23 protein-coding genes and 1 other annotated feature are annotated in these 25,777 nt (G+C 46.1%); of the genes, 19 read left to right on the forward strand and 4 right to left on the reverse strand.

Annotated elements, in window-relative coordinates; genetic code table 11:
- Nucleotides 1-72 precede the first annotated feature (72 nt).
- The 5 genes from ACY3LV_RS13410 to ACY3LV_RS13430 all read left to right on the forward strand — a co-directional run bounded on the left by ACY3LV_RS13410 (nt 73) and on the right by ACY3LV_RS13430 (nt 6,938).
- The gene (locus ACY3LV_RS13410; RefSeq protein WP_464863955.1) at nt 73-1,338 is read left to right on the forward strand and encodes a sugar ABC transporter substrate-binding protein; all 1,266 of its coding nucleotides are present in this window, start codon (nt 73-75) and stop codon (nt 1,336-1,338) included.
- Between the two features lie 39 nt (nt 1,339-1,377).
- Nucleotides 1,378-2,634, forward strand: a complete 1,257-nt coding sequence (ganP, locus tag ACY3LV_RS13415) for an arabinogalactan oligomer ABC transporter permease GanP (RefSeq protein ID WP_464863956.1) — start codon at nt 1,378-1,380, stop codon at nt 2,632-2,634.
- 3 nt (nt 2,635-2,637) lie between these two features.
- Nucleotides 2,638-3,489: an arabinogalactan oligomer ABC transporter permease GanQ gene (gene ganQ / locus ACY3LV_RS13420; RefSeq protein ID WP_464863957.1), complete on the forward strand. Its 852-nt coding sequence runs from the start codon at nt 2,638-2,640 to the stop codon at nt 3,487-3,489.
- 18 nt (nt 3,490-3,507) lie between these two features.
- Nucleotides 3,508-5,571 (forward strand): beta-galactosidase GanA, encoded by a 2,064-nt coding sequence (ganA, locus tag ACY3LV_RS13425; RefSeq protein ID WP_464863976.1) that lies wholly within the window; start codon nt 3,508-3,510, stop codon nt 5,569-5,571.
- Nucleotides 5,572-5,648: 77 nt separating this feature from the next.
- A complete protein-coding gene (locus tag ACY3LV_RS13430) occupies nt 5,649-6,938 on the forward strand; it encodes an arabinogalactan endo-1,4-beta-galactosidase (RefSeq protein WP_464863958.1) in 1,290 nt (429 codons plus the stop codon).
- 51 nt (nt 6,939-6,989) lie between these two features.
- On the opposite strand, the gene ACY3LV_RS13435 is transcribed toward ACY3LV_RS13430, so the two are convergent.
- Nucleotides 6,990-8,201, reverse strand: coding sequence for a PP2C family protein-serine/threonine phosphatase (locus ACY3LV_RS13435; protein ID WP_464863959.1), 1,212 nt, complete (start codon nt 8,199-8,201; stop codon nt 6,990-6,992).
- 29 nt (nt 8,202-8,230) lie between these two features.
- On the reverse strand, nt 8,231-9,043 hold the full coding sequence (locus ACY3LV_RS13440; RefSeq protein WP_464863961.1) for an alpha/beta fold hydrolase: 813 nt from the start codon (nt 9,041-9,043) through the stop codon (nt 8,231-8,233).
- Between the two features lie 276 nt (nt 9,044-9,319).
- On the opposite strand from ACY3LV_RS13440, the gene ACY3LV_RS13445 reads away from it, so the two are divergent.
- From ACY3LV_RS13445 to ACY3LV_RS13495, 11 genes are all read left to right on the forward strand, one after another.
- A complete protein-coding gene (locus ACY3LV_RS13445; RefSeq protein ID WP_464863962.1) occupies nt 9,320-10,225 on the forward strand; it encodes an ABC transporter ATP-binding protein in 906 nt (301 codons plus the stop codon).
- The gene (locus ACY3LV_RS13450) at nt 10,226-10,963 is read left to right on the forward strand and encodes an ABC transporter permease (protein ID WP_148962740.1); all 738 of its coding nucleotides are present in this window, start codon (nt 10,226-10,228) and stop codon (nt 10,961-10,963) included.
- Nucleotides 10,964-10,966: 3 nt separating this feature from the next.
- Nucleotides 10,967-12,082, forward strand: a complete 1,116-nt coding sequence (locus ACY3LV_RS13455; RefSeq protein ID WP_464863964.1) for a sensor histidine kinase — start codon at nt 10,967-10,969, stop codon at nt 12,080-12,082.
- Between the two features lie 16 nt (nt 12,083-12,098).
- Nucleotides 12,099-12,701: a two-component system response regulator YvfU gene (gene yvfU / locus ACY3LV_RS13460; RefSeq protein WP_464863966.1), complete on the forward strand. Its 603-nt coding sequence runs from the start codon at nt 12,099-12,101 to the stop codon at nt 12,699-12,701.
- Nucleotides 12,702-12,823: 122 nt separating this feature from the next.
- A complete protein-coding gene (locus tag ACY3LV_RS13465; RefSeq protein WP_106295524.1) occupies nt 12,824-13,153 on the forward strand; it encodes a PadR family transcriptional regulator in 330 nt (109 codons plus the stop codon).
- A complete protein-coding gene (locus ACY3LV_RS13470; protein ID WP_333560907.1) occupies nt 13,150-13,767 on the forward strand; it encodes a DUF2812 domain-containing protein in 618 nt (205 codons plus the stop codon). Before ACY3LV_RS13465 ends, ACY3LV_RS13470 begins: the two co-directional genes overlap by 4 nt.
- A 174-nt stretch (nt 13,768-13,941) precedes the next feature.
- Nucleotides 13,942-14,658, forward strand: coding sequence for a lactate utilization iron-sulfur protein LutA (gene lutA / locus ACY3LV_RS13475; protein WP_148962744.1), 717 nt, complete (start codon nt 13,942-13,944; stop codon nt 14,656-14,658).
- A gap of 25 nt (nt 14,659-14,683) precedes the next feature.
- Entirely contained in the window at nt 14,684-16,126 is a 1,443-nt protein-coding gene (gene lutB, locus ACY3LV_RS13480; RefSeq protein WP_148962745.1) for a lactate utilization iron-sulfur protein LutB, read from the forward strand.
- Nucleotides 16,123-16,845 (forward strand): lactate utilization protein LutC, encoded by a 723-nt coding sequence (gene lutC / locus ACY3LV_RS13485; RefSeq protein ID WP_464863967.1) that lies wholly within the window; start codon nt 16,123-16,125, stop codon nt 16,843-16,845. The genes lutB and lutC overlap by 4 nt, the downstream gene beginning before the upstream one ends.
- 226 nt (nt 16,846-17,071) lie before the next feature.
- Nucleotides 17,072-18,106: a glycosyl hydrolase family 18 protein gene (locus tag ACY3LV_RS13490; RefSeq protein ID WP_333518148.1), complete on the forward strand. Its 1,035-nt coding sequence runs from the start codon at nt 17,072-17,074 to the stop codon at nt 18,104-18,106.
- Between the two features lie 97 nt (nt 18,107-18,203).
- Nucleotides 18,204-18,438: a binding site (T-box leader), on the forward strand.
- A 63-nt stretch (nt 18,439-18,501) separates the two neighbouring features.
- On the forward strand, nt 18,502-19,845 hold the full coding sequence (locus tag ACY3LV_RS13495; protein WP_087993484.1) for an amino acid permease: 1,344 nt from the start codon (nt 18,502-18,504) through the stop codon (nt 19,843-19,845).
- Nucleotides 19,846-19,883: 38 nt separating this feature from the next.
- Here the strand turns inward: ACY3LV_RS13495 and ACY3LV_RS13500 are convergent, their stop codons facing one another.
- Entirely contained in the window at nt 19,884-20,801 is a 918-nt protein-coding gene (locus ACY3LV_RS13500) for a DMT family transporter (RefSeq protein ID WP_087993483.1), read from the reverse strand.
- A 98-nt stretch (nt 20,802-20,899) separates the two neighbouring features.
- Between ACY3LV_RS13500 and ACY3LV_RS13505 the strand changes: the two genes are divergently transcribed.
- Nucleotides 20,900-21,778, forward strand: a complete 879-nt coding sequence (locus tag ACY3LV_RS13505; protein ID WP_202328010.1) for a LysR family transcriptional regulator — start codon at nt 20,900-20,902, stop codon at nt 21,776-21,778.
- Between the two features lie 155 nt (nt 21,779-21,933).
- Nucleotides 21,934-22,944 carry an LLM class flavin-dependent oxidoreductase gene (locus tag ACY3LV_RS13510; protein WP_202328011.1) on the forward strand — a complete coding sequence of 337 codons (1,011 nt, stop codon included), beginning with the start codon at nt 21,934-21,936 and terminating at the stop codon, nt 22,942-22,944.
- Nucleotides 22,945-22,991: 47 nt separating this feature from the next.
- Here the strand turns inward: ACY3LV_RS13510 and araR are convergent, their stop codons facing one another.
- A complete protein-coding gene (araR, locus tag ACY3LV_RS13515; RefSeq protein WP_464863968.1) occupies nt 22,992-24,080 on the reverse strand; it encodes an arabinose utilization transcriptional regulator AraR in 1,089 nt (362 codons plus the stop codon).
- Between the two features lie 203 nt (nt 24,081-24,283).
- Here araR and araE point away from each other — a divergent pair, with 203 nt between their 5' ends.
- Entirely contained in the window at nt 24,284-25,678 is a 1,395-nt protein-coding gene (araE, locus tag ACY3LV_RS13520; protein WP_087993480.1) for an arabinose-proton symporter AraE, read from the forward strand.
- The last annotated feature ends 99 nt before the right edge of the window (nt 25,679-25,777 follow it).

Consider the following 25,777-nt stretch of genomic DNA (forward strand, 5'->3'; position numbering starts at 1 on the left):
TTTACATATTTTCTCAGTCGCGCTATATTATTTTTTGAAGCGCTTTCATTACTAGCGAAAGGGTGACAAACAATGAAAATGGCGAAAAAGTGTTCCGCACTCATGCTCTGCGCGGCTGTCAGTTTATCCTTGGCGGCTTGCGGCCCAAAGGAAAGCGGCAGCACCAAACCAAGCTCAAAAGGGTCAAAGCTTGTCGTGTGGGAGGATAAAGAAAAGAGCATCGGCATGAAAGGTGCCGTTGCCGCCTTTGAAAAAGAGTATGAAGTGAAGGTCAAAGTCGTTGAAAAACCGTATGCCCAGCAGATTGAAGATTTGCGGATGGACGGTCCGGCCGGCACAGGGCCTGACGTGTTAACAATGCCCGGTGACCAAATCGGAACGGCTGTCACGGAGGGATTACTCAAGGAATTACATGTTGAAAAGGACGTGCAATCGCTTTACACTGACACTTCCATCCAATCTCAAATGGTAGATCAAAAGCTTTATGGGCTGCCTAAAGCGGTCGAAACGACAGTGCTTTTTTACAACAAAGATCTTATTTCAGAGAAGGAATTGCCGCAAACGCTGGGGGAGTGGTACGACTATTCCAAAAAGACTGCTCACGGCAGCAAATTTGGCTTTTTAGCGTTATTTGATCAAATTTATTACGCGGAAAGTGTGATGAGCGGTTACGGCGGATATATTTTCGGAAAGGACAAAGACGGCAGCTATAACCCGTCAGACATCGGGATCAATAATAAAGGCGCTGTCAAAGGTGCGGCGCAGATTCAAAAGTTTTACAAGGATGGTTTATTCCCGGCAGGCATTATTGGAGAACAAGGGATAAACGTGCTGGAATCACTGTTCACAGAAGGAAAAGCCGCAGCGATTATCTCGGGCCCATGGAATGTAGACGCCTTTTCGAAAGCAGGAATCAATTATGGCATAACGAAACTGCCGGAACTGGAAAAGGGGAAAAACATGAGCTCCTTTATCGGCGTCAAAAGCTACAACGTCAGTGCGTTTTCAAAGAATGCGGAGCTGGCGCAGGAATTAGCCGTTTTTCTTGCAAACGAAAAAAATGCTAAAACACGCTATGAAAAAACGAAAGAAGTTCCTGCTGTGAAATCCTTAGCCAATGATCCGGCTATTATGAAAAGCGAGGCGGCACGGGCTGTTACGGAACAAACCCGCTTCGCAGAGCTGACACCAAATATTCCGGAAATGAATGAAATATGGACACCGGCTGATTCAGCATTACAGACGATTGCAACAGGAAAAGCAGATCCGAAACAAGCATTGGATCAAGCCGCTGAAACGGCTAAAGGACAAATCAAGGCAAAGCACAGCGGAAAATAAAAAGAAAGCTAGATTTGTATTGTAAGAGAGGTGAAAACGGTGCAGAATCGTCAAATCGCTTTATTCCTGTCAATCATTCCGGGGCTGGGGCAATTTTATAACAAGCAATGGATAAAAGGTTTGGTCTTTCTTTTCCTAGGCGCATCGTTTTTTGCAGTCTTTGGAGATCTGCTCAATATGGGGTTTTGGGGAATTTTCACGTTGGGAACAGAGGTGCCGCGGGATCATTCCGTGTTTCTGCTGGCGGAAGGGATTATCGCTGTAATCGTGACCTGCTTTGGCCTTGCGGTGTATTATGTGAATCTTCGCGATGCGTTTCAAAGCGGAAAACAGCGCGATGAAAACAAGCCATTGAGCTCCCTCAAGGAACAATACCAACATATCATTTCTCATGGCTACCCTTATGTCGTCAGCGGCCCATCTTTGTTTATTTTAATTTTCGCCGTCATCTTCCCCATCTTATTCAGCTTTGCACTAGCCTTTACAAACTATGATTTATATCATTCGCCTCCTGCTAAATTAATTGATTGGGTCGGTTTTCAAACCTTCTCAAACATTTTCACAGTTGATATTTGGAGGTCGACTTTTTTTGATGTACTGGCTTGGACAGTGGTTTGGACACTTGCAGCATCCACACTGCAAGTCAGTTTGGGGATTTTTCTCGCGATTATTGTCAATCAGAAAGACATTCGTTTTAAACGTTTTTTCCGGACGATTTTGATTTTGCCATGGGCTGTTCCCGGTTTTGTGACGATTTTAATTTTTGCAGGGCTGTTTAATGATAGCTTCGGTGCGATGAATCACGACATCTTGGCTTTTTTCGGCATAGAGCCTCTTCCATGGATGACAGATGCCAATTGGTCGAGGCTTGCACTGATTCTTATGCAGGGCTGGCTCGGATTTCCGTACATCTTTCTCGTCTCAACAGGCGTCTTGCAGTCCATCCCGGACGATCTGTATGAAGCAGCCACGATTGATGGCGCTTCTGTTTTCTCGAAGCTGAGATACATCACGCTTCCGATGGTGTTCATTGCTATGGCTCCGATTATCATTACCCAGTTTACGTTTAACTTTAATAACTTTAATATTATCTATCTATTCAACGGCGGCGGTCCGGCGGTAACCGGATCAACAGCCGGCGGGACAGATATCCTTGTGTCGTGGATTTACAAATTGACAATGCAGTCCAGTCAATATTCACTCGCCGCGGCTTTAACGATTTTATTATCTGTGTTTGTCATCTCTATCGCATTGTGGCAGTTCAGACGGACGAAGTCTTTTAAAGAGGAGGCATGAGGCATGCTGGCAGATATGAAGGTCAGAAAATGTATTCGTCTCCTTTTTTCTTACTTGTTGTTAGCCTGTATGGCGGCCATCATTGTTTATCCTCTCCTTTGGACGGCAGGCGCAAGCTTTAACCCCGGCAACAGCTTAATCAGTACATCCATCATTCCTAAGCATCCGACATTCGATCATTACAAGGAGTTATTTGCGGGCGAAGAAAGCCTTCAATATGTGCAGTGGTATCACAACTCCATGAAGATCAGCCTGTTTACGATGGCCGGATCTTTGATCTGTGTGACGTTTACCGCCTATGCGTTTTCGCGCTTTCGATTTAAAGGAAGGAAATACGCTTTAACCCTCTTTTTATTGCTGCAAATGATTCCTCAGTTTTCGGCTTTAATCGCCTTGTTTGTGCTGGCGCAAATCATGGGGATGATCAATAGCCACTGGCTGTTAATCTTGCTTTATATCGGCGGCCTGATCCCGATGAATACGTATTTGATGAAAGGATACATGGATTCAATTCCGATGGATTTAGACGAAAGCGCCAAGATTGACGGGGCCGGCAGCACAAGAATCTTCTTCCAGATCATTCTGCCATTATCAAAACCGATGGCGGCAGTAGTCGCCATGAACGGCTTTACCGGCCCGCTCGGAGATTTTGTGCTGTCCTCAACGATATTGAGAACGCCTGAATCATATACATTGCCCGTAGGTCTATTCAATTTAGTGAATGATGTCATGGGAGCCAGCTATACGACATTTGCTGCCGGAGCCCTGCTTATCAGCATACCGGTTGCCGTCATCTTTATCATGCTGCAAAAGCATTTTGTGTCCGGATTAACCGCTGGGGGAACAAAAGGGTAAGAGAATAAGGGGGAGAAAATAATGGCAAAGCTTGAAAAAACGTACGTTACAAAAGCGAAGTTCATGCTCCACGGAGGAGACTACAATCCTGATCAGTGGCTGGATCGGCCTGATATTTTAGCCGATGATATTAAGCTGATGAAGCTTTCTCATACGAATACGTTTTCTGTCGGCATTTTTGCATGGAGCGCGCTTGAGCCGGAAGAGGGCGTATATCAATTTGAATGGCTTGATGATATTTTTGAACGGATTCACAGCATAGGCGGCCGGGTCATATTAGCAACGCCAAGCGGAGCCCGTCCTGCCTGGCTGTCACAAACCTATCCTGAAGTGCTGCGGGTCAATGCCTCCCGCGTCAAACAGCTGCACGGCGGAAGGCACAACCACTGCCTTACATCTAAAGTCTACCGTGAAAAAACACGTCACATCAACCGGTTATTAGCAGAACGATACGGCAATCATCCGGCGCTGTTAATGTGGCATATTTCCAACGAATACGGAGGAGAGTGCCACTGCGACCAATGCCAGCATGCTTTCAGGGTGTGGCTGAAATCGAAATATGACAACAGCCTCAAGGCATTGAACCATGCGTGGTGGACTCCTTTTTGGAGCCATACATTTAATGACTGGTCACAAATTGAAAGCCCTTCGCCGATCGGTGAAAATGGCTTGCACGGTTTGAACTTAGACTGGCGCCGGTTCGTCACTGATCAAACGATTTCGTTTTATGAAAATGAAATCATCCCGCTTAAAGAACTGACGCCTGATATCCCTATCACAACGAACTTTATGGCTGACACACCGGATTTGATTCCGTATCAGGGCCTCGACTACAGCAAATTTGCGAAGCATGTCGATGTCATCAGCTGGGACGCTTATCCGGTCTGGCACAATGACTGGGAAAGCACAGCTGATTTGGCGATGAAGGCGGGCTTTATCAATGACATGTACCGCAGCCTAAAGCAGCAGCCTTTCTTATTAATGGAGTGTACGCCAAGCGCGGTCAATTGGCATAACGTCAACAAGGCGAAGCGCCCGGGCATGAATCTGCTGTCGTCTATGCAAATGATTGCCCACGGTTCGGACAGTGTACTCTATTTCCAATACCGTAAATCGCGCGGGTCATCAGAAAAATTGCACGGGGCAATAGTGGATCATGACAATAGCCCGAAAAATCGGGTCTTTCAAGAAGTGGCCAAAGTCGGCGAGACATTAGAACAGTTGTCCGCAGTTGTCGGAACGAACCGGCCCGCTGAAACTGCTATTTTATATGACTGGGAAAATCATTGGGCGCTCGAGGATGCTCAGGGTTTTGCAAAGGCGACTAAACGTTATGCGCAAACACTTCAGCAGCATTACCGCACGTTCTGGGAACACGATATCCCTGTCGACGTCATCACAAAAGAACAAGATTTTCTATCATATAAACTGCTGATCGTCCCGATGCTTTATTTAATCAGCGAAGACACCATTTCCCGTTTAAAAGCGTTTACGGCTAACGGCGGCACCTTAGTCATGACATATATCAGCGGAATTGTAAATGAACATGACTTAACGTACACAGGCGGATGGCATCCGGATTTGCAAGCCATTTTCGGAATGGAGCCTCTTGAAACCGATACGCTGTATCCGAAGGATCGAAATGCTGTCAGTTATCGCAGCCAATCATATGAAATGAAGGATTATGCAACGGTGATTAATGTAAAGACGGCGTCTGCAGAAGCTTTGTATCAAGAAGATTTTTATGCGCGTACGCCAGCGGTGACAAGCCATCAATATCAGCGGGGCAAGGCGTATTTTATCGGTGCGCGTTTGGAGGATCAATTTCATCGGGATTTCTATGAAGGGCTGATCACAGACCTGTCTCTTTCTCCTGTTTTTCCGGTTCGGCACGGAAAAGGCGTCTCCGTACAAGCGAGGCAGGATCAGGGCAATGATTACATTTTTGTCATGAATTTCACGGAAGAAAAACAGCTGGTCACGTTTAATCAGAGTGTGAAAGATATGATGACCGGAGAGATAGTATCTGGCGACCTGATGATGGAAAAATATGAAGTGAGAATCGTCGTAAACACACATTAGGCTGATGCCTCCGCTCGATATGGGCGGATTCTTTTTTCTTGTATTTCGAAAGTGTTTACCGAGGAGTGAGAAGTGTCATGAAATGCAGAGTGAAAATGTTCTTTGCAGCTGCCATCGTGTGGAGTGTATTCAGTTCTACGGGATATGCCGCTGCCATTGGGGAGGAGAAACATGTGCAGAACCCTCGGACAGAGGATCTTTTCGTTAAAAAAGTAGAGGGCATGAACAAGGACTTTATCAAAGGGGCAGATGTGTCCAGTGTTATTGCTTTAGAAAACAGCGGAGTCACCTTTTACAATACAAGCGGAAAACGCCAGGACATCTTTACAACCCTAAAACAAGCCGGCGTCAACTATGTTCGAGTCCGCATTTGGAATGATCCGTATGATTCACATGGCAGTGGATATGGAGGGGGAAACAATGATGTTCAAAAAGCCATTGAGATCGGAAAAAGAGCGACAGCGAACGGAATGAAGGTGCTGGCCGACTTTCATTATTCTGATTTCTGGGCTGATCCTGCGAAACAGAAGGTGCCCAAAGCTTGGGCGAATCTCAGCTTTGATGCTAAAAAAGCAGAGCTCTATGAGTATACGAAACAAAGCCTGCAAAAAATGATCAAGGAAGGCGTCGACATCGGCATGGTTCAGGTCGGAAATGAAACAACAGGGGCATTTGCGGGCGAAACCGATTGGGCGAAGATAAGCCAATTATTTAATGAAGGAAGCCGGGCGGTCAGAGAAGCAGACCCAGGCATCTTGGTCGCGCTGCATTTTACCAATCCTGAAACAACTGGAAGGTATTCATTTATTGCAGAAACACTCCGCAAAAACAAAGTGGATTATGATGTGTTTGCCAGTTCTTATTATCCTTTCTGGCACGGCACATTGCAGAATTTGACCTCTATGCTGAAGGCAGTTGCCGGGAAGTACGGCAAAAAAGTCATGGTGGCGGAGACATCGTACACCTATACCGCGAAGGATGGCGATGGGCATGAAAATACAGCGCCAAAAAGCGGACAGACGCTGCCATATCCTATTTCCGTTCAAGGCCAGGCAAATGCGATAAGAGATGTGATGCAGGCCGTAGCGAATACAGGAACGGCGGGGCTTGGTGTGTTCTATTGGGAGCCTGCGTGGATTCCAGTCGGGCCGAAAACACAGGTAGAGAAAAACAAAGTGTTGTGGGATACATACGGTTCAGGCTGGGCCTCCAGCTATGCCGCCGAATATGACCCAGAAGATGCCGGAAAGTGGTATGGGGGAAGTGCTGTGGATAACCAAGCTTTGTTTGATTTTAACGGACACCCGCTGCCTTCCCTGCAGGTGTTTCAATATGCGGAGTCAGGACATATCCTGAAGAATCGCTGAAACAGAAAATCCATGAGATGTAACAAACATTGTTACGTCTCGTGGATCATTTTATTTCAAATCAACTAATATAAAACATTCGTCATCACTTTTATGATGGGCTTCCTTATGATCATGCAGGGATGTAAGAATTTGCTCTTTCAAGTCAGCGATAGGCAAATCGGGATGGTCCTTTAACAAATCAAATAAATAACATGAAGCCGTAGGGTCCATCACGCCATCCGTATACAGCAGGAGCCTTCCGCCTTCCGTGTATGAAAGACTGCTTGACTGAAACACTGTATCTTCAAACATCCCGATCGGAGGCGCGGTAGCGGGCAGCGGATTTTGGGTTCCGCCGGCGCCCTGCCATAATGCCGGCGGATGCCCTGCGTTGACATAATCAATTTTTTGCCGGGCTGTATCAATCTCGAGATAAATGGCCGTGCAATAATGTCTTGCTTCCTCATCATTTTGAAACAAGCTGTGAAGGTGGCGGTCTAATTCCTTCATGACTTTGACGGGACTGAGACCTTGCGTGATCTGGCGCTGGAACAAAGGATGCAGAGACATCGTAATCAATGCAGATGAAATCCCATGCCCCATCACATCAAGAATAATAATGCCGTATCGATGTTCATCGATTTGATAAAATCCGTATAGATCACCCGATAATTCACTGGATGCTTTGTAATAAGCGTCAATCTGGATCTGGTCGTTTACAATCGGTTCAGTCAACGAGTTTTCCTGTGTTTTTCTGGCAAGCTCGAGCTCTCTTTTAGTGTTTAGTTTAAATTGTTGATTTTGTTTGTTGATCTCAAGAAGTTCTTCTTGTTTTGCCTTCAGCTCTTCCAAGGCCATTTCTAACTCCGCATTGGCTTTCTGTTTGGCAAGCAAAGCTTCCTGAGCCGTGTTTCTGGCCATCAGCAGCTCATTTTCATATTCGTTTCGCTTTCGCATCGGTATCAGAACACACTCGGTGACAGATAATCCGCCATCAGCTCTTGCAACAGCATTGACAAGGACGGGAATTTCTTCTCCATCTCTAGTTTGCAGAGAAATGTACATTTCTTCAATGTGCTGCTCCAGTTTTAAAAGCGGCTCAAAATAGAGCTGGCAGAAAAGCTGTGCGGGAATTGTCAGGATCGTATTCATATGCTGGCCGACAATCTCTTTCGGCTCATATTTCAGAATCATGAGCAGGGTGCGGTTGACAGCTATGATTGAACCCTCTTCTGACAAAGTGAGGAAACCGCATGGTGCATCATTCAATTGTTTGTCCATTAAGAGGGTCACCTCTATCTCTTTCGTTCCTATATCAAGAGCGCTTTCAAATAATCGCTGATCAGCTGGATCGTCTCTTCAGGATGGCTCATGTGGGGGCAATGCCCGCGAGCCTCCATTTGTTTCAGTGTACTATAAGGAAGATGCTTATGCATATACTCGCCTACTGCGGCCGGTGCGATGATATCGTCCGCGCATTGGAGAATCAGAGAGGGAACCGTTACCTTCGAAAGATTCTCCCGGTGATCAGAAAAAAACGCGGCTTTCGCGAATTGGCGGGCAATTACAGGGTCAGTAGAACAAAAACGGTTTTCAAGCTCTTCCCTGATTTCAGGCCGATCTGACTGATTCAGAACGGTTGCTGCGAATACAGTAGCCCAGCCTATGTAATTTTTCTCCATCATCTCCAGCAAACCACGGAGCTGTTCCTCCTCAAATCCTCCGTAATACTCAGGCGGATCATTCAAATAGTAAGGAGAAGGCCCCACCATCACCAGATGGGAAAAAAGCGCCGGACGGCGGATGGAAGCAAGCATCCCAATCACAGCCCCGACAGAGTGCCCCACAAACACGGTGTCTTCCAGATCTAAAGCTTCACAAACATCAAGAACATCTTGGGCATAGCCTTCAAGTGTCCGGTAACGATCCGGGTCATATGCGTGCAAGTCTGAATGTCCCGAACCGACGTAATCAAATAAAATGACCCGATGATCTTCTTCGAAGGCCGGGGCCACGGCATTCCACACACTTTGATCACATCCAAAACCAGGTGCGAAAATGATAGATGTTTTGCCGCTTCCCTTCACCTTCACATCATTTCGAGACAAAATCGCATCGTTCATGATTGGCTCCTTTCAGCCGGAAAGTAAAATAAAGTTCAATATGTATATCATAACACTCACGGTTTGAAGAGTGTGTCTTTCTATGAAAGTATATAGCAGTTTAAAAGAAAGAGGACATCCGGCATAGGCGAGCTGGAAGAATTGGAAGATGTAGAGGAGGGATTGCCTAGACTTGAGAAAGAATATGACATTTGTCACCCACCATCATGACACCTCATACTAACATCATCTTCTCCGTCATTTTACAATCATTATAAGCTATCAGGAGGTGTTCATGTGATGAATGAGGCAGTATCAGTAAGCAATGTGACAAAACAATTCCAGCAAAAAACAGCTGTAAACAACATCAGCTTCAGCATTAAAAAAGGAGAAATTGCAGCTATTCTCGGGCCGAATGGGGCAGGGAAGACGACCGTTATCTCCATGATATTAGGATTGCTGAAACCAAGCGAGGGAGACATCAAGCTATTTAACCGGGTTCCCGATGATCAACAGGTGCGGGAAAAAATAGGGGTGATGCTGCAGGAAGTGAGCGTCATGCCTGGTCTGAAGGTGTATGAAATCCTCGAGCTCTTCCGAAGCTATTATCCAAATCCATTGTCTATGAAAGAACTCGTTTCGTTAACAGCACTCACAAAAGAAGACTTGAAAACGAGGGCAGAAAAATTATCCGGCGGACAAAAACGCCGTTTGAGCTTTGCTTTGGCACTTGTCGGGAACCCGGAGCTGCTCATATTCGATGAACCGACAGTCGGAATGGACACATCATCAAGACATCGATTCTGGCAGACCATACATGGGCTCGCGGACCAAGGAAAAACAATTATTTTTTCAACCCATTATTTACAGGAAGCAGATGATGCCGCGCAGCGAATCTTATTTTTTGCTGACGGACGGCTTGTGGCGGACGACTCGCCAATGCAAATCCGCTCAAGGATCCAAAAACAGTCTGTTTCCTTTACGCTGCATTCAGATGAATCATTGGAAAAGCTGTCTCGTCATCCGATCGTAGAGCGAGTGATCCAAAAGCAACAGAGAACCATCATCCAAACATCAAATACAGACAAAGTGTTAGCACTGATTTTTCAAGAAAACATACAAGCATGCGATATTCGAATTGAGCAAGGAACGCTCGATGAGGCATTTCGCCAGCTGGCTGACGGAAATAGGGGGGCGATGTGAGTGAATATGCTGCAAAAGCAAAGCGCAGCCGAAATGAAAAGGGTGCTTCGGAATAAGTATTTTGTGTTTTGGTCTCTGATGATGCCGATTGCCTTTTATTATCTCTTTACTAATGTAGTGAATACGGACGCCCCTGATCAACGTGCATGGGACGCTCATTACTTAATGTCAATGACAGTCTTCAGCGTAATGGGATCCTCTATCATGACGCTTGGAATCCGTATGGTTCAAGAACGGTCGCAAGGCTGGACTGCCTTTATCCGCATTACGCCTCTTCCGGATCATATCTATTTATCAGCTCAGATGATCGGTCAAAGTGTGATTCACATCTTATCTATTACCGTCATTTTTCTTTGCGGCGCAATTATCAATGACATCGACTTGTCCCCGTTTGAATGGATCATGAGCGGACTGTGGATTTTGTTTGGCGCATTGCCGTTTTTAGCATTAGGCACACTAATCGGCCTTATGAGAAAAGTAGAAACAGCAGCTGGAATCAGTAATGTGCTTTACATGCTGCTGGCTTTAGGCGGAGGCATGTGGATGCCGTTTGAGGTTATGCCTGACATGATGCAGAACATTGGCCGGTGGCTTCCGTCTTATCATTTCGGGAACGGAGCGTGGGAACTTGTCCGGGGCGGGGGTCCGTCATGGGAAAATATTCTGATACTAATCGCTTATTTGATGCTCTTCATGCTACTATCTAAGTATATAAGAAGAAAACAAGAAGCGGTGTAATACATGAAAATCTTAAGATCCATATTCCCTAAGCAATTCGGGTTTTTCCCTTATATCTTTCTGGTGTATACCATCATGCCGTTTCTTTCTTTATTGAGAGAAACAGGCGTCAAACAGGTGATTGGATATGGCATGCTGCTCTTTTTTGTCATAGCCTATCGCCAGTTGTTTTGCAATGTGGGCAGAGCTTCGTTTACGTATTGGCTTATCGTGCAAATGGCGGTTATTTTCATCTATAGTGTGTTTTACAATATCACCTATATCTATTTAGGGTTTTTTCCGGCAAACTTTGTTGGTTATTACAAAGAGAAAACAAAGTTTAACCGTGCGTTCTGCGGTTTAATCTTTATGTTGCTTTTTCCGTGTTTTTATCAATTTCTCGCGAATTCGGTTTCGCTCCGGGAGCTTTTTTCTGTTCTCCCGTTTCTCGTCATCATGCTCATTTCTCCATTCGGCATCCGTTCGATGTTTCGGAGAATTGAACTTGAAACCCAACTTGCCCAAGCCAACGAACAGATAAAAGAACTCTCCAAAAGGGAGGAGCGTGTTCGAATCGCCCGTGATCTCCACGATACGCTCGGACATACGCTGTCCCTTCTTACATTAAAAAGCCAGCTTATTCAGCGGCTGGCAACATCTGATCCAGAACGGACCCGGCTGGAAGCAAAAGAAATGGAAATCAGTTCACGCGCCGCACTCAAGCAGGTTCGTGAGCTTGTTTCTGATATGAGAACGGCTACGATGGCGGAGGAGCTTGCCAACATTCAGCACATATTAAGAACGGGGAACATTACCTTTCAATATATAGGTGACGAAGACTTTTCAGCAATATCTCCCGTCACGCAAAATATTATCAGCATGTGTATGCGGGAAGCCGTGACCAATATCATCAAGCACAGCAAAGCAACCCACTGCGCCATCACCATTTCTCGGTTTGCTGACAAAATGAGAGTTGTGATACGGGATGACGGAAAGGGAGCGGCAAAGGAGAATACGTTTGGGAATGGCCTGCGGGGAATGGAAGAACGGCTGATGCTCATTGAAGGAGGATTAACGCTTTCAGCTCATAACGGAACGGTTTTGACACTGACGATTCCGCTTATTAAAAAAGCAGATTGATAGGAGGACGAAAAGAATGATTCGTCTGTTTATTGCTGAGGACCAGCGAATGCTTTTAGGCGCTCTGGGATCTCTGCTGGATTTAGAAGAGGAAATGGAAGTCATCGGACAAGCACTCAACGGGGAAGAAGCGTTAAAAGCCATTCTGAAGCTGGAGCCGGATGTATGCATCATGGACATTGAAATGCCGGTTCGAAGCGGGCTGGATGTGGCAGAGGAATTAATGCTAAAAGGCTGCGGCAGCAAGGTCATTATTTTAACCACTTTTGCCCGTCCCGGATATTTTGAACGCGCTGTCAAAGCCGGCGTACATGGCTATCTGCTGAAAGACGGCGAAATTGACGATCTGGCCGACGCCATCCGAAAGTGTGTAAAGGGAAAACGGGTGTTCAGCCCCGAGCTGACGTTTAATATGATGCGAGACGAAAATCCGCTCACCGTAAGAGAACAAGAAATTCTGCGACTGGCGGCTTTAGGCAAGACAACAAAAGATATTACGCTTGAACTCTATTTATCTCAAGGTACAGTCCGAAACTATATTTCAGAAATCATCCAAAAGCTCAATGCGAAAAATCGGACAGAAGCCGCCAGCATCGCTGAGGATAAAGGCTGGATTTAATGGAAACCTGGTTATTTATAGCCAGGTTTTTTTGTGTTCATCTGGTTATTTATGGTTGCAATATTCAGTATAACTGTATATGATGGAATTATACAGTTACACTGAATATTGGAGGCCGTTATATGAAAGAAAATAAGCATTTGCCGCTGACTGAGACTGTTTACTATGTTCTTTTATCTTTGTTACATCCTGCTCACGGCTACATCATTATGAAAAATATTGAAGATCTTAGCGGCGGAAGAGTAAAAATGGCGCCTGGAACTCTTTATGGAGCAATTGAAAACTTATTGAAGCATCAATTGATCGAGCCTTATCCAAGTGAAGACCGCCGCAGAAAAACATATATCATCACTGAACTCGGAAGAAATGTGTTGTGGAAGGATATGGAGAGAATGGAGCGGCTGGTTGACATAACGAGGCAGGAAGTAAATAAAAAGGGGGAGACCATATGAAGAAATACAGATATTTTATGGACATAGACAGTGAGGAACAATGGCTGAATAAGATGGCAGATAAGGGGTGCGAATTAAAAGGGAAAGGTTTTTTATCCTATCGTTTTTCAGATGAAGCATCGTCTGACAACTCTACCGTCAAAATAGACTATCGCACCTTTAAACATCCGGGAGATTTTACTGATTATCGAACTCTCTTTGAAGACAGCGGATGGAAGCATCTTTTCAGTTCACAAGGCCTGCATTATTTTAGAAAAGAGAAAGCCAGTGCATCAGACGATATTTTTTCTGATACAGAATCCAGAGCCGGAAGATATAAACGCCTATTGCAATCGTACTTTGCACTTTCTTTTATATTCTTATCCTTCATCCTGATCCTCTTTTCTACCAATGGTTTGACTGCTGATTTATTTATCCGTCCCCAGAGTTTGTATTATACGCCGGGCCTGTGGGATAAGACGGGAGCAGCTTTTATCAGAGCCTTTTTGTTTGAAACACCTTTTGCACTGATGAGAGGGGGAGCGGGCTGGATTGTTCTCCTTAGCGCTCTTAGCTTCTTTTATTTATTTGTGAAAACATATAAAAAATACAGAAAGTGCCTGTATGGTCATTAAAAAATGTATATTGCTATGAACGTCTGTCCAGTGGAACAGGCGTTTTTTATTGCCGAGATGTTTAGAAAACCCTTTCCTTCCTTTGTCAGAATAGTGTACGATATTCATATAGTTATTTTAACTCAGGTCATCAGATGACCTGATCATATATTGGGGATGAAAGAGGGGTTCATCATGAAAGTCTCACTTTTTGTCACTTGTCTTGTTGATATGTTTCAAACAAATGTCGGAAAAGCAACGGTGGAACTGCTAGAGCGCCTTGGATGTGAGGTGGATTTTCCGGAGGGGCAGATCTGCTGCGGGCAGCCGGCTTATAACAGCGGCTATGTGAATGACGCCAAAAAAGCAATGAAACGGATGATCGAAACGTTTCAGGATTCCGAATATGTCGTCAGCCCTTCCGGTTCCTGCACGACGATGTTCAGGGAGTATCCGCACCTGTTTCAGAATGATCCGAAATGGGCGGACAAAGCGCAAAAGCTCGCGGATAAAACGTATGAACTGACGGATTTTATCGTGAACGTCCTTGGCGTGGAGGATGTCGGCGCGACCCTTCATACAAAAGCGACCTTACATACGTCGTGCCATATGACGCGACTGCTCGGAGTTCGGGAGGAGCCGATGAAGCTCTTGAGCCAAGTGAAGGGCTTAGAGTTCACAGCGCTTCCGGGCAAACATAACTGCTGCGGATTCGGAGGAACATTCTCCGTCAAAATGGCACAGATTTCTGAGCAGATGGTCGATGAAAAAGTCGCATGCGTGGAGGATACGGGTGCGGAGGTGCTGATCGGCGCTGACTGCGGCTGTTTGATGAATATCGGGGGCCGGCTTGACCGAAAAGACAAGAATGTCAAAGTGATGCACATCGCCGAAGTGCTAAACAGCAGATAAAACTGGATTCAGAGGGGGAAGGATCATGGCGATGAAAATCGGTACTGACGCTTTTAAAGAGCGGGTATCACAGGGGATTGATAATGAATTTATGAGAGGCGCTGTTTCTGGTGCGCAGGAACGTCTGCGGACACGGCGCCTTGAAGCGGCCGAAGAGCTGGGAAACTGGGAAGACTGGCGCTCCTTATCAGAGGAAATCAGGCAGCATGTCCTTGAAAATCTCGATTTCTATCTCGGCCAGCTTGCCGAAAATGTGGCGAAACGAGGCGGGCATGTTTATTTCGCGGAAACATCGGAAGAGGCGTCTTCTTATATTCGCAACGTCATTCAAAAGAAGAATGGAAAGAAAATCGTAAAATCAAAATCAATGGTTACAGAGGAAATCAATCTGAATGAGGTGCTGGAACAGGAAGGCTGTGAAGTCGTTGAAACCGACCTCGGCGAATATATTTTGCAGATTGATGATCACGATCCGCCGTCACATATCGTAGCGCCCGCCCTTCATAAAAATAAAGAGCAGATACGCGATGTCTTTAAAGAAAGGCTGGACTATCAACATACAGAAAAACCGGAAGAGCTAGTGATGCATGCGCGCGCCATCCTCCGGGAAAAGTTTCTCGAAGCGGATATCGGCATTACCGGCTGCAACTTCGCCATCGCTGATACGGGTTCTGTCAGCCTTGTGACCAATGAAGGAAATGGACGGCTTGTGAGCACCTTGCCGAAAACACAAATCACCGTGATGGGAATGGAGCGGATTGTCCCGTCATTTTCTGAATTTGAAGTGCTTGTCAGCATGCTGACAAGAAGTGCTGTCGGGCAGCGGCTGACAAGTTATATTACAGCACTGACAGGCCCGAAGCTGGAAGGGGAAGTGGACGGGCCGGAGGAATTCCACCTTGTCATTGTTGATAATGGGCGGTCCAACATTCTCGGAACGGAATTCCAGTCTGTGTTGCAATGTATCCGCTGTGCCGCCTGTATCAATGTCTGCCCAGTGTACCGCCATGTCGGCGGACACTCTTACGGCTCAATCTATTCGGGGCCGATCGGAGCGGTTTTATCGCCGCTGCTTGGCGGTTATGACGATTATAAGGAGCTGCCGTACGCATCTACACTGTGCGCGGCTTGTTCAGAAGCCTGCCCGGTCAAAATTCCGCTACATGAGCTGCTCCTCAAGCATCGCCAGAACATCGTCGAAAAAGAAGGCAGGGCGCCGATCAGTGAAAAGCTTGCGATGAAAGCATTTGGACTCGGCGCGTCCTCTTTGCCGCTTTATAAAATGGGCTCAAAATGGGCACCGGCCGCGATGACGCCTTTTACAGAGGGTGAAAAAATGTCGAAAGGGCCCGGCCCGCTCAAAAGCTGGACACAGATCCGCGATTTCCCGGCGCCGCATAAATCGAGATTCAGAGACTGGTTTACAGATAGAGAAACAAGTGAACGCGCGAAGGGGGAGGAGTCATGACGAAGGGGACCGTTCAGAATCAGGAGAGCTTTTTAAACCGGATCGCATCACGCCTTGGCCGTGAAAGAAGAACAGGAGGCGTGGCAGTCCCAGAGTGGGCGCATCAGCCGCAATATCAAACACTTGAAGGATACTCGGCGGATGACTTGGTCACAGTGCTCAAAAACCATTGCGTCAAAATCCATACAGAGCTGATTGAAACGGATTCAACCGGTCTCTGCGATGCCCTGCGCGAGCAAGTCAGCCGGTTTTCCGGAGGCCCTGTTATCATTCCAAAGGACCCCCGCTTTGAAGCATACGGGCTAAAAGGCTTGCTCACCAAAGACTGGCCGAGCGATGGAACGCCGGTCTGGGAGTGGGATGCTGACAAAGGCGAAGAAAATATCAAAAAAGCGGAGCAAGCCAATGTAGGAATTACATTCAGTGAAATCACACTGGCCGAGTCGGGGACGGTTGTCCTCTTCTCCTCAAAAGATATCGGCCGGTCTGTCAGCCTTCTGCCGACGACCTACATTGCGATTGTGCCAAAATCAAGCATTGTGCCGAGAATGACGCAAGCCAGTGATATCATCCGCCAAAACATTGCGGACGGCGCCACTGTCCCCTCCTGCGTCAACTACATTACCGGACCGAGCAACTCAGCCGATATCGAAATGGATTTGGTCGTCGGGGTGCACGGACCTGTAAAAGCAGCATACATTCTCGTCTCTGACCGCTAACCTGAGAAAGCCCGGCCATATGCCGGGCTTTCAGCGTGTCGACAAACCCTCGCATTCGTTGTCAGGCAGCGTCCTGCTCAAACGCCCCTGTCACCGCAACCTGCGGAAGTCTGCTCCAATGCTCATCCTTCCTAGACTTCAAAGGTTTTCAATCACGCTGAAAAAACTTCAACTTCCAATTGTTTGGCCGATGAGAAGAGTATGAATTGAAAAAGGAGGAAATGCGATGAAAAAATGGCTGATCGCAGCTGTTTCACTGGCGATTGCGATCATTCTGTTTATGTATTCAAACGCAGAAGCGAAAGCCGCTGGCATGACATTAGGCTACACAACTGGGGATACGGACTCATACAATTCTCTTGTGAAATATCATACATACATGAATTCGATCGCCACAGATACGTTTGCGTTTGAAAAAAACGGACACATCATTGGCGATGCCCCAAGCAAGCAGCTGACATATGCGAAAAAGAAAAAAATCAAGACATGGGCGGTCATCTCAAACTATAATGACACGATTTACGATTTTGACGGAGACTTAGCGAGCCGGGTCATGGGTAATAAAACAGCGAAAAAACGATTCACAGATCAGCTGATAGCACTGGCTAAAAAGCACTCATACTACGGTATCAATATCGATTTTGAAGCGGTGAATCCAGAAGACCGGTCCACATATTCACGCTTCATACAAGATGTCTCACAGGCGCTGAAAAAGAAACAGATCAAAACAATGGTTTCCGTTCCGGCCAAAAGCGCCGATGATCAAAATGATGACTGGAGCTGGCCGTATGATTATGCGAAAATCGGTCAATATGCCGATTATGTGCAAGTCATGACTTACGACGAACACGGCATTTGGGGCGAGCCGGGATCGGTGGCGAGCACAGGCTGGATCAAAAGCTCTCTGCAGTTTTCAGCCAAAAAGATCAAAGCCAATAAAGTCATCATGGGAATCCCTGCGTACGGCTATGACTGGGATGTGAAAGACGGAAGCGGCAGCACAATGAGAGCATGGAATGAACTCAAGCCCCTGATCAAAAAGCAGAAAGCAAAGCCGATATTCAACAAAAAATCAGGTTCGATGACGTTTTCTTACATTGACAAAAAGAAGCATAAACATGTCGTGTGGTATGAAAATGAAAAAACCGTCCAAACGAAAAGCCATCTGGCAAAGCAATACAAAATAGCAGGTGTCTCAGTCTATGCATTAGGAAACGAGTCAGAATCCTTTTGGAAAGCCATTCAAAAAGGGGTAAAATAACAATTTCTTTTTTCTCTGAGGTTATTGACAGGGAAAAAAGAAGCACGTATATTATGTTAGTATATTCAGAACATAAAATTTCAGTTTTTCAGAAAACGAAAACACATAGATTGGGAGCAGTAAAAGAATTAATCAGAAAAGAGAGCTGCGGGGCGGTGTGACGCAGCCTGATTTTTCTTTGAACTCGCCCGGGAGTGGTAAGACGAAACGGAATAGATTGAATATTCCTCATGTTTTAACGGCTAACCTTCGTTACAGGTCAAAAGCTGGATTCTTCATGAAGAATCAACAAGAGTGGTACCGCGGTCAGCCTAAGGCTCGTCGTCTCTTTATCTATTGGATAAGAGGCGGCGGGCTTTTTTGTTTTTGAAAACGAGAAGGAGAGGTAGTAGAGGATGAAAAAGGACAATCAGACGTTAAAGCGCACGATGACGTCCCGCCATATTATGATGATGGCGCTGGGCGGAGCAATCGGCGCAGGTTTATTTAAAGGGAGCAGTTCGGCGATCGATGTGGCGGGGCCATCTGTCATTATCGCATACCTGCTCGGCGGTATTATTTTGCTGTTTATTATGCAGGGGCTCGCGGAAATGGCTGTGCGCAACCGAAACGCAAGAACCTTCCGGGATCTTGTCCAGCAGGTATTAGGAAATTACGCTGCTTATTTCTTGGACTGGATATACTGGAAAATGTGGGTGCTCAACATTGCGGCTGAAGCTGTTGTCGCTGCGATCTTTATTCAATATTGGCTGCCGGGCTGCCCGATTTGGGTCCTGGCATTAGGGATATCTCTTATTGTCACGGTTGTGAATTTGCTTTCTGTTAAAATCTTCGCCGAAACCGAATATTGGCTGGCGATGATCAAGATTACCGTTATTATTATTTTTATTATATTAGGATTGTTGCTCTTATTTGTATCATTCGGTGATCATACAGCTGCCGGGTTCTCAAACCTGACAGAGCACGGCGGATTTTTCCCGAACGGAGGCACAGGGCTGATTACGGCGATGCTAGTCGTGATCTACTCTTACGGCGGTACAGAAATTATTGGTGTAACGCTTGCTGAGACAAAAAATCCTGAAAAGGTTGTCCCGAAAGCTGTCCGCAGCACTCTAACACGGATTGTCACGTTCTATCTGCTGCCGTTTTTTATCATTGTCAGCCTGATTCCATGGAATCAAGTCAACTCCGTTCCGGAAAGTCCTTTCGTCATGGTCTTTAAAATGGTAGGCATTCCGGGTGCGGATCATATCATGAACGCAGTCATCCTGCTTGCGATCATTTCTTCAATGAATTCAGGTTTATACGGGTCGTCCCGCATTTTGTATACACAGGCAAGTGACGGAAGGCTCCCGAAAATCTTTTCGAAACTTTCATCGAAAAACGTACCGATGTTTGCGATTCTGATGTGCACTTCCTCCCTATATATTGGCGTATTGATTTCTCTGTTCGCGGGAAGCCAAACGTTTAATTACTTAATGGGGTCATTGGGATATACCGTATTATTCATCTGGCTGATCATCGGATTCGCCCATTTGAAATCAAGAAAATACCAAACAGAAACACCGGCTTATTATGTAAAGTTGTTCCCATACACGACATGGTTTGCGATTCTGGCATTACTCGCTATTCTGATTGGAGTCATTATGACAACGTCAATTGTGATGACCAGCATTACTGCGGCGATCTATCTTTTGATTACGATTGTGTATTTGATCAAAGGACGTAAGCATCAGTAAATAAGAAACCTCTTGTCACATCCGACAAGAGGTTTTTACTATTGTGCAGCCTTCTCTTTTACACCAATCGCCGCCGCTTTCTGTGCTTTTGATTTTGAATTCACGAGGCAGATACTCGTTACAATCAGCAGCAGCCCTGCCAAGAGGCTTAAGGTCAGCGGTTCATGCAGGAAAATGGAGCTGGCCACGATCGAAATGAGCGGAATCAAAAAAGTGTAGGAAGCGACCTTGCTTGCTTCCCCTGAACCGACAAGCGTAAAAAAGACAAGCCAGCCGAGTGCGATAACGAAGACAGAGATGAACAGCAGGCTGGTGATAAACGGAACTGTCCATTGTATCGCCGAAAAGCTTTCTGTCGAAAATCCGGATAAAAGCAGAAACACGCTTCCGATCGTCAGCTGCAAAGCGACCATCCAGATGGAATCGACGCGGCTGCCTGTTTTTTTCATAAATACTGTTCCTAACGCCCAGCTGAGTGCGGAGCCGAGGGCCAGCAGAACCCCAATGACAGAAATATGCCCGCCAAAACCCGCGGCGCTGATGACAGCTACTCCCGCAAAACCGAGGATCAGCCCGATCACTTTCATTGCAAACATCGATTCACCGAGCCACAGCCAAGAAAACACGCCCATCAGCACCGGCTGAAAGAAGACGATTGCGGAAAACAGGCCGGCCGGAAGGTAATTCAGCCCGATCGTTTGCAGCCCATAGAATAACGTAATATTTAAAAGTGCAGAAACAAGATAAATCGGCCACGTTTCTTTAAAACGCAATTTATGAATACGCGGCAGTGCGACAATGACTAATAAAATCCCGCCAATCAGCGTCCGGATGCCCGCGAACAATAGCGGCGGCGAATAGGCGAGCGCTGCTTTGGACAGCGGCCAATTGATGCCCCACATGATGACGAGAAAGGCGAGCAGGAGCGCTGTCCGCGTTTTTGAGAGCTGTTTCACTATTTCAATCACTCCTTGTAGAACTTTTCCATTATGATACTGTAGAATATAAGATAAATAAAATGAATCTTTTTTATAAGGAGCATAAGTAAATTGTTATGACTATTACACAATTAAGGGTTTTCGTGAAAATAGCTGAAACGGGAAGCTTTACAAAAGCGGGGCAGGCGCTGAACATGACACAGCCGGCTGTCAGCCATGCGATTTCTGCGATTGAAGCTGAACTTGACGTAAAGCTGATCATCCGTGACCGCCGGAATGGCCTGATGCTGACCGAGACAGGTAAAAAGATCTTAGTCCACATCAGAGAAGTCTTGAAAGGCGTTGAAAAAGTTGAGCAAGTCGCAGCCGCGGAAAAAGGGCTAGAACTGGGAACGGTCCATATCGGCACATTCTCAACTGCCTCGGCTTATTTTATGCCGAAGCTGATCAGTGAGTTTAAACAAAAATACCCGAAACTGGAACTCGTGCTGCACGAAGGAACTGTAAATGAAGTCAAGGAGTGGCTTCACACGCGAATGATAGATGTCGGCATTCTTCTGTATCCAACGGAGGAGATGGAGTACATTCATCTGAAAAAAGACAAAATGGCCGTCGTGCTCAGGGATGATCACCCGCTTTGCAGCCGTCTAGCCATTACGCTGAAAGATCTTGATCATGCACCGATGATCGTCTGTGACGGCGGCTATGAATCGCCTTTTAACCATATGTTCAGGCAGGCGGGTGCTACGCTGAACGCCGCTTTCACAGTCTATAACATGAACACCTCGATCAGTATGGTCAGAGAGGGACTGGGCCTGGCGATTTTATCAGAAATGTCCATGTCGGGCATGCCGCTGCCGGAGCATGTGGTGACGCGGGATCTGGACCCGCAGGTGTACCGTGATGTGCAGCTAGCTGTTCCGTCGCTAAAGGACGCTTCTCTAGCGGCTAAACTATTCATTGATATGGCCCAGAACCTGTTTGGGGCAGAATAACGGGGCAAACCGTTCGTTTTAAATTGTTCGAATTTCATCGAATCAAATTCTTTTATTCCTGAAAGCAGTTGTGTTATGGTGTGAGAGAAGTCCTTTCATTCATACTTGACAGCTTGAGGCTGTTTACTGATAACACATTTGCAAAGGAGAACAATATGTCTAACAACCAACGCAAAGATACCTTGCTTTCTGTCTTGAATTTATCTCCGGTTGTTCAGGGAGGAACGGTTGCTGAATCATTCCGAAACAGCATGGACTTGGCGCGCCGTGCGGAGGAATGGGGCTATCAACGCTACTGGCTCGCTGAGCATCATAATATAGAAGGTGTCGCAAGCTCTGCCACCGCGGTTCTGATCGGCCATATTGCCGGCGGCACAAAGAAAATCCGTGTCGGTTCCGGCGGCATTATGCTGCCGAACCACTCTTCTCTAGTGATTGCCGAGCAATTCGGCACACTGGAAACGCTGTATCCCGGGCGGATTGATCTGGGGCTCGGACGTGCTCCGGGAACTGACCAATTGACAGCAAGAGCGCTTCGCAGAAACATTAACAGCGGTGAAGATTTTCCAGAACAATTAGAGGAACTGCGCAATTACTTTAAACCATCAGGAAATGTGCGGAATCAAGTCCGCGCCATTCCGGGAGAGGGCATAGATGTGCCGATTTGGCTGCTAGGCTCAAGCGGCTTCAGCGCCCGTCTCGCAGGCGAACTAGGCCTTCCATTTGCATTCGCCGCTCATTTTTCGCCGGCGAATACAGTTCCAGCTTTAGAGCTGTACCGCAATTCGTTTACGCCGTCAGAAGTGCTTGATGAACCGTATGCAATGGTAGGCGTCACCATTATCGCGGCAGATACAAACGAGAAAGCGCAGCACCTTGCGACTTCACATTATCAAAGATTTCTTGATCTCGTCCGCGGCACGCCGAACCAGTTGAAGCCGCCTGTAGAAGACATGGATCAAATCTGGAGTCCGTATGAAAAAGCGATGGTCAATGAACAGCTGAGCTCGACGATTGTCGGCGGTCCGGAAGAAGTGAAGGCGAAGCTTGAAGACTTTGTCAGAACGACACAGGCGGACGAAATAATGGTCAACTCAGAAACCTATGAACACGCAGACAGAATGCGTTCGTTTGAAATCATTGCAGACGTTTGGAAAAACAGATAACAGCCATAAAAAAAGCAATGCAGCGGGGAGACCCGTACATTGCTTTTTTATTCATTCCGTTTTCTGGCCGACTGGCGAATGACCAGCTCAGGCTTAAATATGACATCCTCTTGCTTCGGCTTTTTATGCTCTAAGCAGTCAATGACATATTTCGCAGCCGCTTTTCCTAGCACGGATTTTGGATGCTTCACAGAGGTTAATTTCACCTCGGAGATTTGCGCGAAATGGGAATCATCATATCCGACGATGGACATGTCCTCCGGCACCTTGATATCCATTTCCCGAAGCATATCAATCACTTTCAGTGCAATTTCATCATTATAGCAAAGAATAGCAGTCGGCATGTTTTTGCTGTTTTTCTCCAGCGTCTCTTTTACTTTCTCCAGCAGCTTCGATTCCTTTTCCTCGGTCGTAAATGTCACGATCATATCCGGTGAAGGGAATAACTCACGCTCCCGGTGCGCCTGTATAAACCCGTTCATCCGCTTCACACCTTGTGTGTCATCAGCTTTGAAAATACCCATCATATGCGTGTGGCCGAGAGAAAGCAAGTGCTCCGCCGCCATCATGCCGCCTTTCACATCATCCAAGGTAAAACTCGGTGCGGCAAGCTCGGCGTATGATGCGTTAATCATCGCAAAAGGAATGCCGTTTTTCTCTAAATTCAGATAGTAGCCGATATTGGGGGTTTGCAGGGCGCTTTTTGTCGGTTCCACAATAAGTCCGTCAATATGCTGTGACAGCAGATTTTCTAATCCTCTTCGTTCATTGTCCGGATTGTTGTTTGTGCTTGTCAAAAGCATAGAATATCCTTGCTCGCTTAAATAAGACTCGATTCCTCTAATGATGCTCGGGAAAATATAGTCTGATATGTAGGTTGTCAGAACGCCAATCGTTTTATTGGAATGCAGCGCTGACTTAGCAGAGCGTGAAGCGACAAAGGTTCCTCCGCCTTGCACGCTGTACAGCAGACCTTGTGATACGAGGTCTCCGATCGCTTTGCGAATGGTGTGCCGGCTGACGCCGAATTGCTGCATTAATTCGTTTTCGGTAGGGATCTTTTCATCGGGCAGAATTTTGCCTTGATTAATCCATGAACTGATTTCTTCTTTTACTTGGGCGTATTTTGGTAACATATCTATTCCTCCAAAATGTATACGGACAAATTTTAGTATATCACAGCGTTCTTTGTAATAAAACATTGACAGAAAATACAAACAGGATTATTCTATATTTGTACGTACTAATTAAATGAAATTTTCGTTAAATTTTAATATAAGTACGTACAATTACAGAAGTAAATGTAAACGCTTTACTTAACATTCGGGAGGGCAGGGAAATGAAGAATACTCCAACTCAATTAGAACCAAATGCTCCTGTAACAAGAGGCCATTCAATGGGATTTGTCATTTTAATCTCATGCGCGGCGGGACTTGGCGGCTTACTGTACGGCTATGACACGGCAGTGATTTCAGGCGCCATCGGTTTTCTGAAAGATTTATACAGCCTCACTCCGTTTATGGAAGGACTCGTGATTTCCAGCATTATGATCGGAGGAGTTGCGGGCGTCGGGATATCCGGATTTTTAAGCGACAGGTTCGGCCGAAGAAAAATTTTAATGACAGCTGCTTTGTTATTTGCGATATCAGCCATCGTTTCAGCGTTATCACAAGACGTATCGACCTTAATCATTGCAAGGGTTATCGGAGGCCTCGGAATAGGGATGGGCTCATCACTCTCTGTTACGTATATTACAGAAGCGGCGCCGCCTGCCATACGCGGAAGCCTTTCTTCCTTATATCAGCTCTTTACGATATTGGGTATATCCGCTACGTACTTTATTAATCTCGCTGTGCAGCGGTCCGGAACATACGAATGGGGCGTGCACACCGGTTGGAGATGGATGCTCGCTTATGGAATGGTGCCGTCCGTGATCTTTTTCCTCGTATTGCTCGTCGTGCCGGAAAGCCCGAGATGGCTGGCGAAAGCGGGCAAAACAACAGAAGCGTTAAAGATACTGACACGTATTAATGGAGAAACAGTCGCAAAAGAAGAATTAAAGAACATTGAGAACTCTTTAAAAATAGAACAAATGGGGTCGCTGTCCCAGCTGTTCAAGCCGGGTCTCAGAAAGGCGCTTGTCATTGGAATCCTGCTGGCGTTGTTTAACCAAGTCATCGGCATGAACGCGATTACTTACTACGGGCCGGAAATCTTTAAAATGATGGGATACGGTCAAAACGCCGGATTTGTGGCAACCTGTATCGTCGGTGTTGTAGAAGTTATTTTTACCGTTATTGCGGTGTTGTTGATTGATAAAGTCGGACGAAAAAAATTGATGTCCATCGGATCTGCTTTTATGGCTATTTTTATGATCTTAATCGGAACGTCGTTCTACTTTCAGTTAACAAGCGGACTTATGCTGATCTTCTTTATTTTAGGTTTTGTGGCGGCATTTTGTGTATCTGTAGGGCCGATCACATGGATTATGATTTCTGAAATCTTCCCGAACCATCTGCGTGCGCGGGCCGCAGGCATTGCGACCATCTTTTTATGGGGAGCAAACTGGGCGATCGGACAGTTTGTACCGATGATGATCGACTCATTCGGACTCGCCTATACATTCTGGATTTTTGCGGTGATTAACATCCTTTGCTTCCTGTTTGTCGTTACGATCTGCCCGGAAACGAAGAACAAATCGCTCGAAGAAATTGAAAAGCTCTGGATAAAATGAAAACGCTTTAAAGGATCAGGCCCTTTCGATTGGAAGGGCTGTTTATGTTGGGATGCACCTTTTGGCGTTTTCTGTATAAGATAAAGATATATAGGAAAA

Source organism: Bacillus sp. 11C (assembly GCF_055486375.1).